The organism is Pseudomonas sp. NPDC087690, assembly GCF_044743175.1.
In the GTDB taxonomy this organism is placed as follows: Bacteria; Pseudomonadota; Gammaproteobacteria; order Pseudomonadales; family Pseudomonadaceae; genus Aquipseudomonas.
In genome coordinates, this window is the sequence record NZ_JBIUVX010000012.1 from 84,211 (window position 1) to 97,298 (window position 13,088).

The window sequence follows — 13,088 nt, forward strand, 5'->3', positions numbered from 1 at the left end:
CACACCCCTCCGTTTAGGAGCTGCCGCAGGCTGCGATCTTTTGATGTTGTTGTTCAAGATCAAAAGATCGCAGCCTGCGGCAGCTCCTACAGGGGGGCATTCAGGTGGTGGGCGAGCAACGGCAAAAGTTGTTCGCAGGAGGCTTCGATCTTCAGGTCGAGCAGGTCATCCGCACGGGTCTTGCCGAGGTTGATCGCGATCAACGGTTTGCCGCGATCGGCAATCACCCGGCACAGGCGAAATGCGGAATATGCCATCAACGACGAACCCACCACCAACATACCCGCCGCATTCTCGGCGGCGGCCATCGCTCGGGCGGCGGTGGGCTGCGCGACGTTCTCACCGAAAAACACCACATCCGGTTTCATCCGTTCCCCTGCGCAATGCGGGCAGCGCGGCACCTGAAAACGTCCTTCAAACGCCGGATCGAGCAACGTATCGCCATCCGGCGCCAGCACCGCATCGACACCTGCCAGATACGGGTTGTGCATTTCCATCAAACGTTGAATCGAATCGCGCTCACTGCGCTGACCGCAATCCAGGCACACCACCCGATGCAGGCTGCCATGCAATTCGATCACGTCATGGCTGCCGGCCTGATCGTGCAAGGTGTCGACATTCTGCGTGATCAAGGCGTGGAGCAAGCCATGTCGCTGCAAACCGGCCAGCGCTTCGTGCGCCGCATTCGGTTGCGCCTGACGCACCCGTGGCCAACCGAGCATCGCCCGCGCCCAGTAGCGGCGACGCGATTCGGCGCAGGCGAGGAATTCCTGATACATCATCGGTTGCCGGCCACGACGCACACCGTCGCTGTCGCGGTAATCCGGTATGCCCGACGGCGTACTGATGCCAGCGCCGGTCAGCACCAGAAAATCGCCATCGGCCATCGCCTGTTGCAACGTGTCGAGGTGTTTGCGGGTCGGGCTGTCGAGCATGGTCAGCACTCCGGGGGCGGCGGGATGCCATGCAGATTAGCACTGACCCTGTGGCGAGGGGGCAACCCCCTCGCCACAGGTTTTATGCAGAACCACAGGGTTATGCAGCGTTACTTGCGCGCCTCCAGTATCAGATTGAACGGTGTTTGCGTCGCACGGCGGAATTGTTTGAAACCGGCCTCGTTGAACACTTTGCGCAAGCGCACTTCCCCGGCCTGCGCACCGAGGCCCAATCCGACTTCCTGGGACAGCGAATTCGGCGTGCAGATAAACGTCGATGCCGCATAAAACAGTCGTCCGACCGGGTTGATGTTGTCGTCCAGCGTATCGTTGGCGAATGGCTCGACCAGCAACACTGTGCCGTCGTCCTTCAACGATTCGAAGGCATGCCGCGCGGCACCGACCGGGTCGCCCATGTCGTGCAGGCAATCGAAATAGCAGATCAGGTCATAGTCATCACCGGGATAGCTTTTCGCCGTGCCCTGGAAGAACTTCGCCCGGCTGCTGACGCCACCTTCTTCAGCGCGCTGAGTGGCGACGGTGATCGACGGCGCGTGGTAGTCGAAGCCCACGAAGCGCGAGTTGGGAAACGCCTGCGCCATGATCACCGTCGAGGCGCCATGGCCGCAGCCAATGTCGGCGACGTTGGCACCGCTTTCGAGTTTGCCCACGACACCGTCCAGCGCCGGCAGCCACTCAGCGATCAGATGCCCCTTGTAGCCTGGGCGGAAAAACCGCTCGGTGCCGGTGAACATGCACGGATGGTGATCACCCCAGGGCAGGGCGCCATTGCCGCGCATGGCTTTGACCAGTTTGTCCTTGTCATGGAAAAACGACGCCACCACGCCTAATCCGCCGGCGATGTACACCGGTGAATCTTCCACGGCGAGCGCCAGTGCCTGTTCTTCCGGCAGGCGAAACTGGCCGTCACGGTGTTCCATGTAGCCGGACGCGGCATGTGCACTGAGCCATTCGCGCACCAGCCGTGGATTGCAGGTGGTTTTTGCCGCGAGGGCTTCGGGGCTGATCGGCTGACTGTCGGCCATGGCCCGATAGAGTCCCAGTTCCTCACCGACAATGACATTGGCCAGCATTGCCGCACCGCCCATGTCATTGACCAGTTTGCCCATGAATTCGTTAAGTTTGAGTTCGTCCATGATGGTGCTCCTGTGCCTGGATCACGATCCAGAGGTCTTGCTTATCCCAGGCATACACCTCTGGGGTGTGGTCGTCTTGGATTCGAGCGAAAGCCGCGTCCTGCGTGCCATCGCCCCGGTTGCCCTGTTGTGGGAACAGGGTAATTAAGAGTCTAGTCTTGCTGGGCAATTCGAGGAGCATTTTGCCCGCGCAGATTGCTCTGATTGTGGGTGATCAGTAAGTGCCTCAGGGCGTAACGCAGTTACTTGGCCGGTATACGCTTGTAAATGACTTTTCCATCGGCTATTTGCAATGTTTTATCGGGGACTCCTGCAGCGATCGCAGTAAAGCGCAGATTAGCTTCCAGATGATCAACAGAAGCGTCTGCGAGCAACTCAATGTCTCCTTCAATGGATGGGAAAAGATTACCGTCGGCGGCGAGGACGTTGTAGGACGCATAAATCGGATCGCCAAATTTTCCGATTTTATAACTACCTTTTTTAGTACCCTCAGGAAGACGCAGTATGAGCGCGTGTACACGGGGCGCAAGAGTGCTCCAGATCAGTTCAGAGGCATATAGTTCGAGTTGTTGAGTGTCCGGTAAGAAAGCGACCTGATGGGTCTGTGTCGAGTACGTCACCGGAAAAGCACCGGTCACGTCTGCGGTAAGCGAGTTTGTGGTGTGAACGCCCGGTTCCTTTAACCCGGTCATTTCAAAGTGACCATCGGTCAGCCGAAATCGCTTGCCGCCAAACCCGCCTTCGAAATCAAAGGTTCCCACCATTTTCTCTTGGTCGCCGTAATATCGGAGCGTCAGAGAACCGGTGCTCGAAGACACCATAAAGTCACCTGAAATATAACGAATCCAAGCGTTTTCCGCCCCGTCATTCCCATTAAGCGGGTAGGTTTTTTCTATACCAGTATCAGGCAGGCTGGCCGGCACGTGTATATACAACGCTCGATTACCCTGTTCTGACGCGTCAGCAGCCGATATTTGCCAATGATTTGGCAAGCGACTGATCTCGAACCGAGAATCGGCAACGAAATCAGGCTCGTCAACACTCTTCGCGGTCATGGTTCCTGCTGTTGCATTCGGCTGTCGAGACATAAACGCTCTTCTTGGTTTTGAGGTTGTTTCTCGAGTCTAAGAAGCATTTTGAAAGTTCGATACTGTCAACTCTGACAGGTGTAAAAAGCTGTTTTCTTATCGCGATTGGGTAATTGGCAATTGGCTTCTTGTATTGGCGTGTATCCCAATTACCTGTTGATACACGGCGTGGCAAAAGTTGCCGAGACTGCACACAGCGCTGATACAGCCACCGTTTCAACTGTATGGGTCAGCCATCATCAGAGGTGTCCATGCCAAACTCCAAATCATCAATGCCCTCGCGCGTCGGACTCGGTCTGCGCCGTGGCCTGCTCAAGGATCTGCAAGCCGCCAGCGCAGGTGATTTCGACTTTCTAGAAGTCGCCCCGGAAAACTGGATCGGTGTTGGCGGTGCCCACGGAGCGGCTTTACGCGAGTTGGCCGAGCGTTACCCGTTGTCCTGTCACGGCTTGTCGCTGTCGCTTGGCGGCTCGGCACCGCTGGATAGCGGGTTTCTTCAGGAAGTGCGCGTGTTTCTCGATCATTACCACGTGCCGCTGTACAGCGAACACCTGAGTTATTGCAGCGATGACGGGCATCTTTACGACTTGCTGCCATTGCCGTTCACCGAAGAGGCGGTGCACCACGTCGCGGCGCGGATTCGCCAAGCTCAGGACGTTCTCGGCCGGCGTCTGGCCGTGGAAAACGTCTCTTACTACGCGGCTCCGCGTCAGGACATGGATGAAGTGACCTTCACCAATGCCGTGCTGCGCGAGGCCGATTGCGACCTGCTGCTGGACGTCAACAACGTCTACGTCAACTCGATCAATCACGGTTTCGATCCGCTGACATTTCTCGCCGGGATCGAGCCGGGCAGGGTCGTGGGTATGCACGTCGCCGGGCACTTCGACGAGTCCGATTCGCTGAAAATCGACACACACGGGGCTTCGGTGAAACCCGTGGTGTGGACGTTGCTGGCCGAGGCCTACAGGCACTTCGGCACGCAGCCGACCTTGCTGGAGCGAGACTTCAACTTTCCGGCATTCGCCGAACTGGTCGCAGAGCTGCAGATCATCCGCCACCTGCAATCCCGGGAGGCCAACCATGGATAACCTCTTGCAGCAACAACAGGCGCTGACCCGATACTTGCGCGATCCCGACCGTCAAACGCCGCCGGTCGACATGAACGCGGCGCGGGTTAACGTCTATCGCGATCTGGTGTTCAACAACGTATCGCAACTGTTGAGCGGCACGTTTGCAGTGTTGATTCGCATCATCGGTGAGCAACGCTGGGGCTTGCTGGTGCGCGGTTTTTTGCGGGACTGGCGGGCGCAGACGCCGAAGTTTGGCGAGATTGCAGAAACGTTTCTCGACTATCTCGCGACGCAACCGCAGGTGTTGCGAGAGGGGCAGTGGCCGGCGTTCCTGCTGGAGCTGGCGCATTACGAATGGGTCGAGATGGTCTTGCAGCAGTCTGATGCTGAGGTGCTGTCATGGACAGATCCGGTGCTGTTGCTGGAGCGCCCGCTGCAGCTCTCGGCGCTGGCCTGGCCGCTGGCGTATGTCTGGCCTGTCCATCAACTCGAGCCGAATAATCAACCCGCCACGCCACCGGCGCAACCGACGCTGTTGCTGGTGCGGCGCACGGCAGACTGGAGTGTGAAGTTTTCCGAATTGAGCCCGCTGGCCTGGCGGTTGCTACAGCGCATCAGCGAGTTTGCGCCGTTGACGGGACGTGAGCAGTTGCAAGCTCTGGCGCAGGAGGCCGGACAGTCGGCGAGCGCTTCGTTCATGGACAGTGGGCTGGCGTTGTTGCAGCAGATGCATGAGGACCAGGTGATCGGTCTGGTATCTTGAACACTTGAACCGCGCCGCTCCCACAGATTTATTTGTAGATATCAAGAATGGAGAGGGAGCTTGAGTTCAGCGCACAAGCCGCCACCCTCGCGATTACTCAAGGTCAGCGAACCACCCAGCGCCATGGCCAGTTGCTGGGCGATGGCCAAGCCGAGGCCGGTGCCGCCAGTGTCGCGATTACGCGAGTTTTCCACGCGATAGAACGGTTGCAGCACCTGCGCCAGTTCGGTTTCGGCGATGCCCGGGCCGCGATCCATGACGGTAATCGCCAGGCTGCCCTTGTTCGCTTCGACCCAGACTTCGGCGCTGCCGGCGAATTTCAGCGCGTTGTCGGTGAGATTGACCAACACCCGACGCAGCGCATGCGGACGGGTGTCGACCACCACTTCGCTCTTGCCCACTAGCTGCACATCCTTGCCCATGTCCTGATAGTCGAACACCAGACTTTCCAGGAACGAATCCAGGTTGGTGCGCCGACTTTCTTCGGTCGAGCCATGAATGCTGCGGGCATAGGCCACGCCTTCGCGCACCAGATGCTCCATCTCGCCGAGGTCATTGCACAGTTTGTCTTTTTCCGCTGAGTCGTCCATGAACTCGGCGCGCAGTTTCATCCGCGTGATCGGCGTTTGCAGGTCATGGGAAATCGCCGCCAGCAGTTGCATGCGTTCTTTGAGGTAAGCAGCGATGCGCGCCTGCATCGCGTTGAACGCACGGGCGGCGTAGACCACTTCGGTCGGGCCTTTTTCGTCGAGGTGGACCGGGTGGGCGTTGGGGTCGAGGGTTTCCACGGCGTTGGCCAGGCGCGTGAGCGGGCGGATCGCAATGCGCACTGCCAGCCAGGTACAGGCGATCATCAGCGCCAGTTGGCCGAGCAAGACCACCGGCAACCACGGCGACAACGGGGCCATCGCCGGGCGTACATCGATGGTCACCGGGCTGCCATCGCTCAGTCGCAGGTGGCCCTGAAAGTGTTTCTTCGGCCCGGGAATATCGCTGAAGGTCAACGGGTAGCGCTCACCGATGGCCTCGGTGATCGAGGTAACGGCCACCGGCACATCCCCGGCCTTGATCGGCGTGCCCGGTTCGCCTTCGCTCAACAGGTAACCATAATTTTTTCGCGCCAGACGCTCGAGCCAGTCAGGACGCTCTTCGGCGGGCAAGCGATCGAGGATGGCGATCGAGGTCGAAACGTCGGTTTCGAGGTTGCCGAGCATGGTGTTCTTCGCGCTCTGGTAACGCTCGTAATACTGCGCGCCGAATGACAGTGCCTGGGCGAGGATCAGCCCGATCAGAAAAATCAGCGACAGCCGCGAGGCGAGGGTGCGCGGCCAGTGCAGGTTCAGCTTCATGCCGGGGCACCGAGGATCTCAACCGGCAGCGAGAACACATAACCTTCGCTGCGCACGGTCTTAATGTAGGCCGGTTCGCGCGCATCATCGAGCAGACGCTGGCGCAAGCGGCTGACCAGCAAATCGATCGAGCGGTCGAACAGGTCGGCGTCGCGGCCCTGGGTCAGGTTGAGCAGTTGATCGCGGCTGAGCACCCGTTGCGGGTGATCGAGAAACACTCGCAGTAAACGGTATTCGGCGCCGCTGAGGGCGACCATGGTGCCGTCCTTGTCCAGCAGGTGACGGGCCGAGGTGTCCAGTTGCCAACGGCCGAAAGCCAGCAAGCGACCGGCCTCGGTCACCACCAGATTCGGTGGCAGCATGCGCGTGCGGCGCAGCACGGCGTTGATCCGCGCAAGCAATTCGCGGGCGGCGAACGGTTTGGTCAGGTAATCGTCGGCGCCCATTTCCAGGCCGATGATGCGGTCGGTTTCATCGTTGCGCGCGGTCAGCATCAACACTGGCGTGGCCTTGTGTTTGCCGACGCGCAGCTCGCGGCACAGCTGCAGGCCATCGTCGCCGGGCATCATGATATCGAGCACGATCAGGTCGACGGTGTTGGCTTCGAGAAAACTGCGCATCTGCCGGCCATCGGCGACCACCGTGGTGCGCAGGCCGTTTTTCTTCAGATAGTTACCAACCAGTTCACGGATCTCGCGGTCGTCGTCGACGATGAGAATGTGATCGACATGTTCCATCGGGTTCGAGCCTCTATATCAAAGGGGAATGCCGTGCAGTCTATCGAGCCTCGCGCGGCTCGCCTGCCTGCCTTTGTATTGCAGTGTATCTGCCGTGACAACGGATACATGAGCACGCAAAAACGCGGTTCTTCCAGGGTTTTGTATCGCTTTGTATCTCCCTATGGCAGGGATACACAGCGATTGAAACGCGGCTTTTCCTGACACAGACGCGATACCTCGCGAGCCTCAAATAGGCTCCATCGAGGCACACACAGATCGCCTCGGCTCAAACCCACTGAAGCCTTGAGGAACACGCCATGAACAACAAGTCCGTCATCGCCGCCTGCCTGTTTGCTGCGCTGAACATTTGCACGCTGTCGGCCCGCGCCGAAGCCGATGTCACCGCGCAAACCTACACCTACGGCACCCACCTGGATATCCACAAAGTGCTCTCGCTGAAACAGGACAACTCGGTGACTTGCGGCATCGTCGAGGCGCGCATGACCTACCTCGATTCGGCCGGTCAGACCCGCGTGCTCGATTACAGCAAATTCGCCGACGGCTGCAACAACGACAACTAAGCCATCACTCTTTATAGAAGGAAACAGCCATGAACAACGTATCGCGTTTTTTGACCGCCATCGCCTTCTCCCTGGCCGGCGTCGTCACCCATGCCAACGCTGCGGTTGAACAGCATAGCTGCCACAGCGGCACCTGCTTCCAGCTGACGCCGGTGGCCAAGCAGGGCAGCGACGGCCTGATCGCAGCCGACGGCGCCAGCCGCACGCCACAGGGCCAGATGTTTGCAGCCGACGGCGCCAGCCGCACGCCGCAGGGCCAGATGTTTGCCGAGAACGGCGCCAGCCGTACGCCGCAGAGCCATTGGCTGGAAAGCCAGAACGTTTGAATGGCTTGTTACATTCATTGATCAAGGGTGACTCACTATGTACCTCATCGCATTCCTCGGCGGTCTGCTGACCGTGCTCAGCCCCTGCATCCTGCCGGTGGTGCCGTTTCTGTTTGCCGGTGCGCAACGCAGCCGCGCCTCGATTCTGCTGACCCTCGGCGGCATGGCCCTGACCTTCGCGCTGATCTCCAGCCTCGCTGTGGTCAGCAGCGAATGGGTAATCCAGGCCAGCAACAGCGGGCGCTACGTCGCACTGATCGTGATGAGTGTATTCGCCCTGTCGCTGATCTCGGCACGCGTCGGCGACTGGCTGACGCGCCCCTTGGTGATGCTCGGCAATCGCCTCGACCCGGACACCCGGAAAAAGGCCGGGCCGTTGAGCTCGATCATGCTCGGCGTGGCCACGGGGCTGCTGTGGGCACCGTGCGCCGGGCCGATTCTCGGCGTGATCCTCACCGGTGCCATGCTGCAAGGCGCCAACGCGCAGACCAGCCTGTTGCTGCTGGCCTATGGTGTCGGCAGTGCGTTGTCGCTGGGGACCTTGATTTTTGCCGGGCGCGGGCTGGTCAATCGGCTGAAACTGTCGATACCGTTCACCGGTTGGTTGCGCCGCGGTGCCGGTGTTGCGGTACTCGCGACGGCGGCGGTCATTGCCAGCGGCTTCGATAAAACCTTGCTGGCGACCACGTCCTCCCAAGGCGTGGTCAGCGTCGAGAAAAGCGTGCTGGAAAACGTGCCGAGAGTGGTCGACTACTTTGTCAGCAAAGTCCGTGCGGACTCGCCGATGGAGGTGGGCAAAGGGGCGATGCCGTCACTTTCCGGCGCGGTGCAATGGCTGAACTCGCCCGAGCTGAACGCTGAATCTCTGCGCGGCAAAGTGGTGCTGGTGGATTTCTGGACCTACGACTGCATCAACTGCCAGCACACCCTGCCGTACGTCAAAGACTGGGCGAAAAAGTACGAAAAGGACGGCCTCGTGGTGATCGGCGTACACACCCCGGAATACGGCTATGAGCGGATCATCGACAACGTCAGGGATCAGGTGAAAAAACTCGGCATCACCTACCCGGTGGCCATCGACAACAACTATGCGATCTGGCGCAACTTCGACAATCAGTACTGGCCGGCGCATTACCTGATCGACGCCAAGGGGCAGGTGCGTTACAGCCACTTCGGCGAAGGTCGCTACGAAGCGCAGGAGCAGATGATCCAGCAGTTGCTGCAAGAGGCGAAGGCGCCTGCGGCCTGATCAGTGAAACCAATGGCTCAGAGGTCGCGCACCATGAGCCATTGTTCGTTGTCCCAGGCGTGAAAACGTTCCAGCACCTGCCAGCCGCGTTTGGCGTAGTAGTCCTGCTTGTTTTGCGTGTGCAGGTACAGACGCGCAAATCCGCAGTCTTTCGCCTCCTGACAAACCCCTTCAATCAAACGTTCCGCCAGACCTTGTCCGCGCGCTTCGGGACTGACGAAGACGCAGGCCAGCCATGGGCCGAGATCAGGACGCAGGGCGAGGTCATCGCGTGCCAGCGCGGCGCCGCCGACAAGGTGTTCACCGTGCATGGCGATCAGGCAGGACCAGTCACCATTGCCTTGGCCCTCGGCGAACTCACGTTGCCACTCGGCCAGCGGGTGGTCGACGTATTCGTAGGGGAATTGTTGGTGGATCCATTGAGCATAACGGTCACTGTGGTGCATGTGATGCGCGAGCCAATCGAGTTTCAGTGACATCAGTCGAGTCCGTTCCAGAAGCGAGGGAGCATCAGAAACCAATACCCCCAACCTTGGCAATCCTCAAGGTGTTCCAGAGGCTTTACAGATTCTCACCATTCATCGGCGAACCCACTGTTTTCGGGGGTTGCCAGACGATTGGCAGGGACGCCGTGCGGTCTCGGCGCGATAGTGCTTGAGCAGGGTCACTGCCGGCCTTGCCCCATAACAAGAGCGCGAGGTTGCCATGCCTAAATTCGTGATTGAACGCGAGATTCCAGGGGCCGGGAAGCTGTCGGAAGCAGAACTCAAAGCCGTGTCGAAAACGTCCTGTGATGTATTGCGCGAACTCGGCCCGCAAGTGCAGTGGCTGCAAAGTTACGTCACCGCTGACAAGATCTATTGCGTGTACATCGCACCTGATGAAGAGCAGGTACGCGAACACGCCAGGCTCGGTGGTTTTCCGGCCAACAGTGTGGCGCGTGTGGTGACGGTCATCGATCCGACGACGGCCGAATGATCACCGATCCCACCCGCAGCGGAGTTCACTCTTATGAGTACCCCGATTGATCTGACTGCCCTGAAGGAACGCCAGAAAGTCGCCTGGGCCAGTGGCGACTACGCCGTGATTGGCACGACGTTGCAAATCGTCGGCGAAAACCTCGCCGAAGCCTGCGACCTGCGTTGCGATGAGGAGGTGCTGGATGTCGCTGCCGGCAACGGTAATGCAACGCTGGCGGCGGCGCGGCGCGGTTGTCTGGTCACCTCGACCGATTACGTCGCAGCGCTGCTGGAACGCGGCCAGGATCGTGCCCGCGCTGAGCATCTCGACGTGACGTTTCAAGTTGCTGACGCCGAGGCATTGCCGTTTGCCGATGAGAGCTACGACGCCGTGCTGTCGACCTTTGGCGTGATGTTTGCGCCGGATCAGAACAAGGCTGCTGCCGAGTTGGGACGCGTCTGTCGCCGAGGCGGTCGGATCGGTCTGGCTAACTGGACCCCGGAAGGCTTCGTCGGCCAGATGTTCAAAATCCTCGGCCGCCACCTGCCTCCGCCCGCTGGCGCGCAACCGCCATCGAACTGGGGCTCGGATGCGTGGTTGCACAAGCACTTCGATGATCGTGATTTTCTGGTGCGCGTGATGCGTCGCGAGTTCAATTTTCGCTATCGTTCGGCCGCGCATTTCATCGATATTTTCCGCCATTGGTACGGGCCGGTGCACAAGGCCTTCGCGGCACTGCCGCCGGAAAGCGGACAGGCGCTGGAAAGTGATCTGGCGGATTTGCTCAACCGTTTGAATCGGGCAGGGGAGGGTTCGTTGGTGGTGCCGAGTGAGTATCTGGAGGTGGTGATCACTAAACGCTGAGTTACACCCGGTTTTCGAATCTATTGCGATCCCTGTAGGAGTGAGCCTGCTCGCGATAGCGGTCTGTCAGCTGAATATTTTTTTACTGAACGACCGCTATCGCGAGCAGGCTCACTCCTACATTGGATGTGTGTTGGGTTCTGGAGTCTATTTCACCTGCGGCCGCTCAAACCACTCCAGCGCCGTGCGCCAGATGCAGATCCCCAGAAAGTACGCCGACATCAGCAACCACAGCCCCATCACCAACGGGTTGATCACCGGGTGGTTGAGCACCAGCGACAGACTGCACAGCAGCCAGATCGCCGTCACTGCAATGTTGATCGGCATGAACCGGCGTACACGGAATGGATGCAGGAATTTCATCCGTGTCACCGTTAGCAATGCCAGGCCAATCACCGTCAGAAAAGTGATCCACGGCCCCGGTCCGATGATGTACAGGCACAGCGCGACCACATTCCACGCAGCAGGAAACCCGACAAAGTAGTTGTCCTTGCTCTTCATATTGACGTTGCAGAAGCAGAACAGCGACGACACCAGAATCAGCGACACGGTCAGCAGCAAGGTGTAATCGGGCAGCGGAATGTAGCGATAGATGAACAGCGCCGGGATGAACACGTATGTCAGGTAATCGATCACCAGATCGAGGATCGAACCGTCGAAACTCGGCAGCACCGATTGCACGTTGACCTTTCGCGCCAGTGCGCCGTCGAGGCCATCAACGATCAGCGCCACGCCCAGCCACATCAGGCAGTGGGTCGGCTGGTTTTCCAACAGGGCGAGAGTGGCCAGAAAGGCAGTGACCACGCCAGTCGCGGTAAAACCATGGGCGCCCCATGCTTTGAGCCTGGCGATGTGTACGGTCGATATCACAGGGGCGTTCTCCAAAAAAATGAAGCAGGCCGGGTATCACCCTTGGGCAACAAGGGTGCCGGCAAACCGGGTCGGGGTTGCAGCTATCGACCGGTCTGGCCGGGATAAGGTTCACCATCCTTGAATCTTAGCTGCCCGGCGAAAAAAACGCGGGCGAAATCCGTTGGCGCTTTGAGTCTCAGCCAAACGGTGCTGGCGCAATGGCTTAAGGGGTCTATCGTTGCCAGACGCAGTCACTGCCTTTGCCTGAGGATGACGTCATGAACACCAGCGATTTGCTTGAAAAACTGCTGCGAGGCCAGGCCTCGGCGGGACAACAATCTGCAAACCCGGCTGGCGGGTCAGACGGTTTAGGCGAGTTGTTGGGCGGCCTGCTCGGTGGCGGCTCAGGCGCGGCCAGCGGCGGCGGATCTGCCGGTGGACTTGGCGGCTTGGGCGGCTTGCTCGGTGGTTTGCTCGGCGGCGGTGCCGGTGGTGGTCTTGGCGGCGCCTTGGGTGGGGCGCTGGGTGGCGGTGGCGGCACGCAAAGCCGCTCCGGCGGCACCAACTATGCGGCGCTGGCATCGCTGGGAATGATGGCCTTTCAGGCGTATCAGGCCTGGCAACGCAGCCAGGCCAGCGCGGCCCCGCAACAGATCCCGCAAACGGCGAATTTGCTTGCCGGCCCGGAAGTCGAGGAGCACAGCCACGCGGTGTTGCGCGCATTGATCGCGGCGGCCAAGGCTGACGGGCGTATCGATCAATCCGAAAAAGACCTGATCAGCAGAGAAATCGGCAAGCACACCGATGATCCGCAATTGCAGCAATGGCTCGACGCCGAAGTCAGCAAACCGCTGGACGCAAACGAGGTGGCGCAGTCGGCAAACGGTGACCCGGCTGTCGCCGCCGAAATGTACCTCGCCAGCGTGATGCTGGTGGACGACCAACAGGACGCCGAGCGCAGCTATCTGGATGAACTGGCAGCCGCCTTGCAGATCGACCCGGATTTGCAGGTGCATCTCGAGCAGCAGGCCAAAGGGCAGGCCTGAAGTAACGTCAAAAAATCATAGCCACCCGCAGCTCCGCCAAGGAGCTGCGTGGCCGTCCGTCCGGGCAATTTTCACGTCGATTGAATTTTTCGCAGGCGCTGCCTCTCTGCTGCTGTAGAGGCGCGT

General features: G+C 59.6%; 15 protein-coding genes. 8 read left to right on the top strand and 7 right to left on the bottom strand.

Annotated elements, in window-relative coordinates; translation table 11 throughout:
* Nucleotides 1–86: 86 nt before the first annotated feature.
* The 3 genes from ACIPIZ_RS14915 to ACIPIZ_RS14925 form a co-directional block, all read right to left on the bottom strand.
* Entirely contained in the window at nt 87–935 is an 849-nt protein-coding gene (locus ACIPIZ_RS14915) for an NAD-dependent protein deacetylase (protein ID WP_064392658.1), read from the bottom strand.
* 110 nt (nt 936–1,045) lie between these two features.
* Nucleotides 1,046–2,092, bottom strand: coding sequence for a class I SAM-dependent methyltransferase (locus ACIPIZ_RS14920; protein WP_253482797.1), 1,047 nt, complete (start codon nt 2,090–2,092; stop codon nt 1,046–1,048).
* 242 nt (nt 2,093–2,334) lie between these two features.
* Nucleotides 2,335–3,180: a hypothetical protein gene (locus tag ACIPIZ_RS14925; protein ID WP_163024116.1), complete on the bottom strand. Its 846-nt coding sequence runs from the start codon at nt 3,178–3,180 to the stop codon at nt 2,335–2,337.
* Between the two features lie 251 nt (nt 3,181–3,431).
* Here ACIPIZ_RS14925 and ACIPIZ_RS14930 point away from each other — a divergent pair, with 251 nt between their 5' ends.
* Nucleotides 3,432–4,271, top strand: coding sequence for a DUF692 domain-containing protein (locus ACIPIZ_RS14930; RefSeq protein WP_064392664.1), 840 nt, complete (start codon nt 3,432–3,434; stop codon nt 4,269–4,271).
* Nucleotides 4,264–5,016, top strand: coding sequence for a DUF2063 domain-containing protein (locus tag ACIPIZ_RS14935; RefSeq protein WP_105709015.1), 753 nt, complete (start codon nt 4,264–4,266; stop codon nt 5,014–5,016). Before ACIPIZ_RS14930 ends, ACIPIZ_RS14935 begins: the two co-directional genes overlap by 8 nt.
* Nucleotides 5,017–5,057: 41 nt before the next feature.
* Here ACIPIZ_RS14935 and ACIPIZ_RS14940 read toward each other — a convergent pair whose 3' ends face one another.
* Complete coding sequence (locus ACIPIZ_RS14940) at nt 5,058–6,365, bottom strand: ATP-binding protein (protein WP_105709014.1); 1,308 nt, start codon at nt 6,363–6,365, stop codon at nt 5,058–5,060.
* A complete protein-coding gene (locus ACIPIZ_RS14945) occupies nt 6,362–7,102 on the bottom strand; it encodes a response regulator (protein WP_064392669.1) in 741 nt (246 codons plus the stop codon). The genes ACIPIZ_RS14940 and ACIPIZ_RS14945 overlap by 4 nt, the downstream gene beginning before the upstream one ends.
* Before the next feature lie 299 nt (nt 7,103–7,401).
* Here ACIPIZ_RS14945 and ACIPIZ_RS14950 point away from each other — a divergent pair, with 299 nt between their 5' ends.
* Genes ACIPIZ_RS14950 through ACIPIZ_RS14960 form a run of 3 tightly spaced genes read left to right on the top strand, consistent with a single transcriptional unit; the run spans nt 7,402 to nt 9,240 of the window.
* Nucleotides 7,402–7,665, top strand: coding sequence for a DUF2790 domain-containing protein (locus ACIPIZ_RS14950; protein ID WP_064392672.1), 264 nt, complete (start codon nt 7,402–7,404; stop codon nt 7,663–7,665).
* A gap of 29 nt (nt 7,666–7,694) precedes the next feature.
* Nucleotides 7,695–7,991, top strand: coding sequence for a hypothetical protein (locus ACIPIZ_RS14955; protein ID WP_064392673.1), 297 nt, complete (start codon nt 7,695–7,697; stop codon nt 7,989–7,991).
* A gap of 37 nt (nt 7,992–8,028) precedes the next feature.
* Nucleotides 8,029–9,240, top strand: coding sequence for a cytochrome c biogenesis protein DipZ (locus ACIPIZ_RS14960; protein WP_105709012.1), 1,212 nt, complete (start codon nt 8,029–8,031; stop codon nt 9,238–9,240).
* A gap of 17 nt (nt 9,241–9,257) precedes the next feature.
* On the opposite strand, the gene ACIPIZ_RS14965 is transcribed toward ACIPIZ_RS14960, so the two are convergent.
* Complete coding sequence (locus ACIPIZ_RS14965) at nt 9,258–9,719, bottom strand: GNAT family N-acetyltransferase (protein WP_064392675.1); 462 nt, start codon at nt 9,717–9,719, stop codon at nt 9,258–9,260.
* A 226-nt stretch (nt 9,720–9,945) separates the two neighbouring features.
* Here ACIPIZ_RS14965 and ACIPIZ_RS14970 point away from each other — a divergent pair, with 226 nt between their 5' ends.
* Nucleotides 9,946–10,218 carry a DUF4242 domain-containing protein gene (locus tag ACIPIZ_RS14970; protein WP_064392676.1) on the top strand — a complete coding sequence of 91 codons (273 nt, stop codon included), beginning with the start codon at nt 9,946–9,948 and terminating at the stop codon, nt 10,216–10,218.
* A 33-nt stretch (nt 10,219–10,251) separates the two neighbouring features.
* Entirely contained in the window at nt 10,252–11,064 is an 813-nt protein-coding gene (locus ACIPIZ_RS14975) for a class I SAM-dependent methyltransferase (protein ID WP_064392677.1), read from the top strand.
* Nucleotides 11,065–11,211: 147 nt separating this feature from the next.
* Here ACIPIZ_RS14975 and pcsA read toward each other — a convergent pair whose 3' ends face one another.
* Entirely contained in the window at nt 11,212–11,934 is a 723-nt protein-coding gene (gene pcsA / locus ACIPIZ_RS14980) for a phosphatidylcholine synthase (protein WP_105709010.1), read from the bottom strand.
* A 260-nt stretch (nt 11,935–12,194) separates the two neighbouring features.
* On the opposite strand from pcsA, the gene ACIPIZ_RS14985 reads away from it, so the two are divergent.
* Nucleotides 12,195–12,962: a tellurite resistance TerB family protein gene (locus tag ACIPIZ_RS14985; RefSeq protein WP_401165885.1), complete on the top strand. Its 768-nt coding sequence runs from the start codon at nt 12,195–12,197 to the stop codon at nt 12,960–12,962.
* The last annotated feature ends 126 nt before the right edge of the window (nt 12,963–13,088 follow it).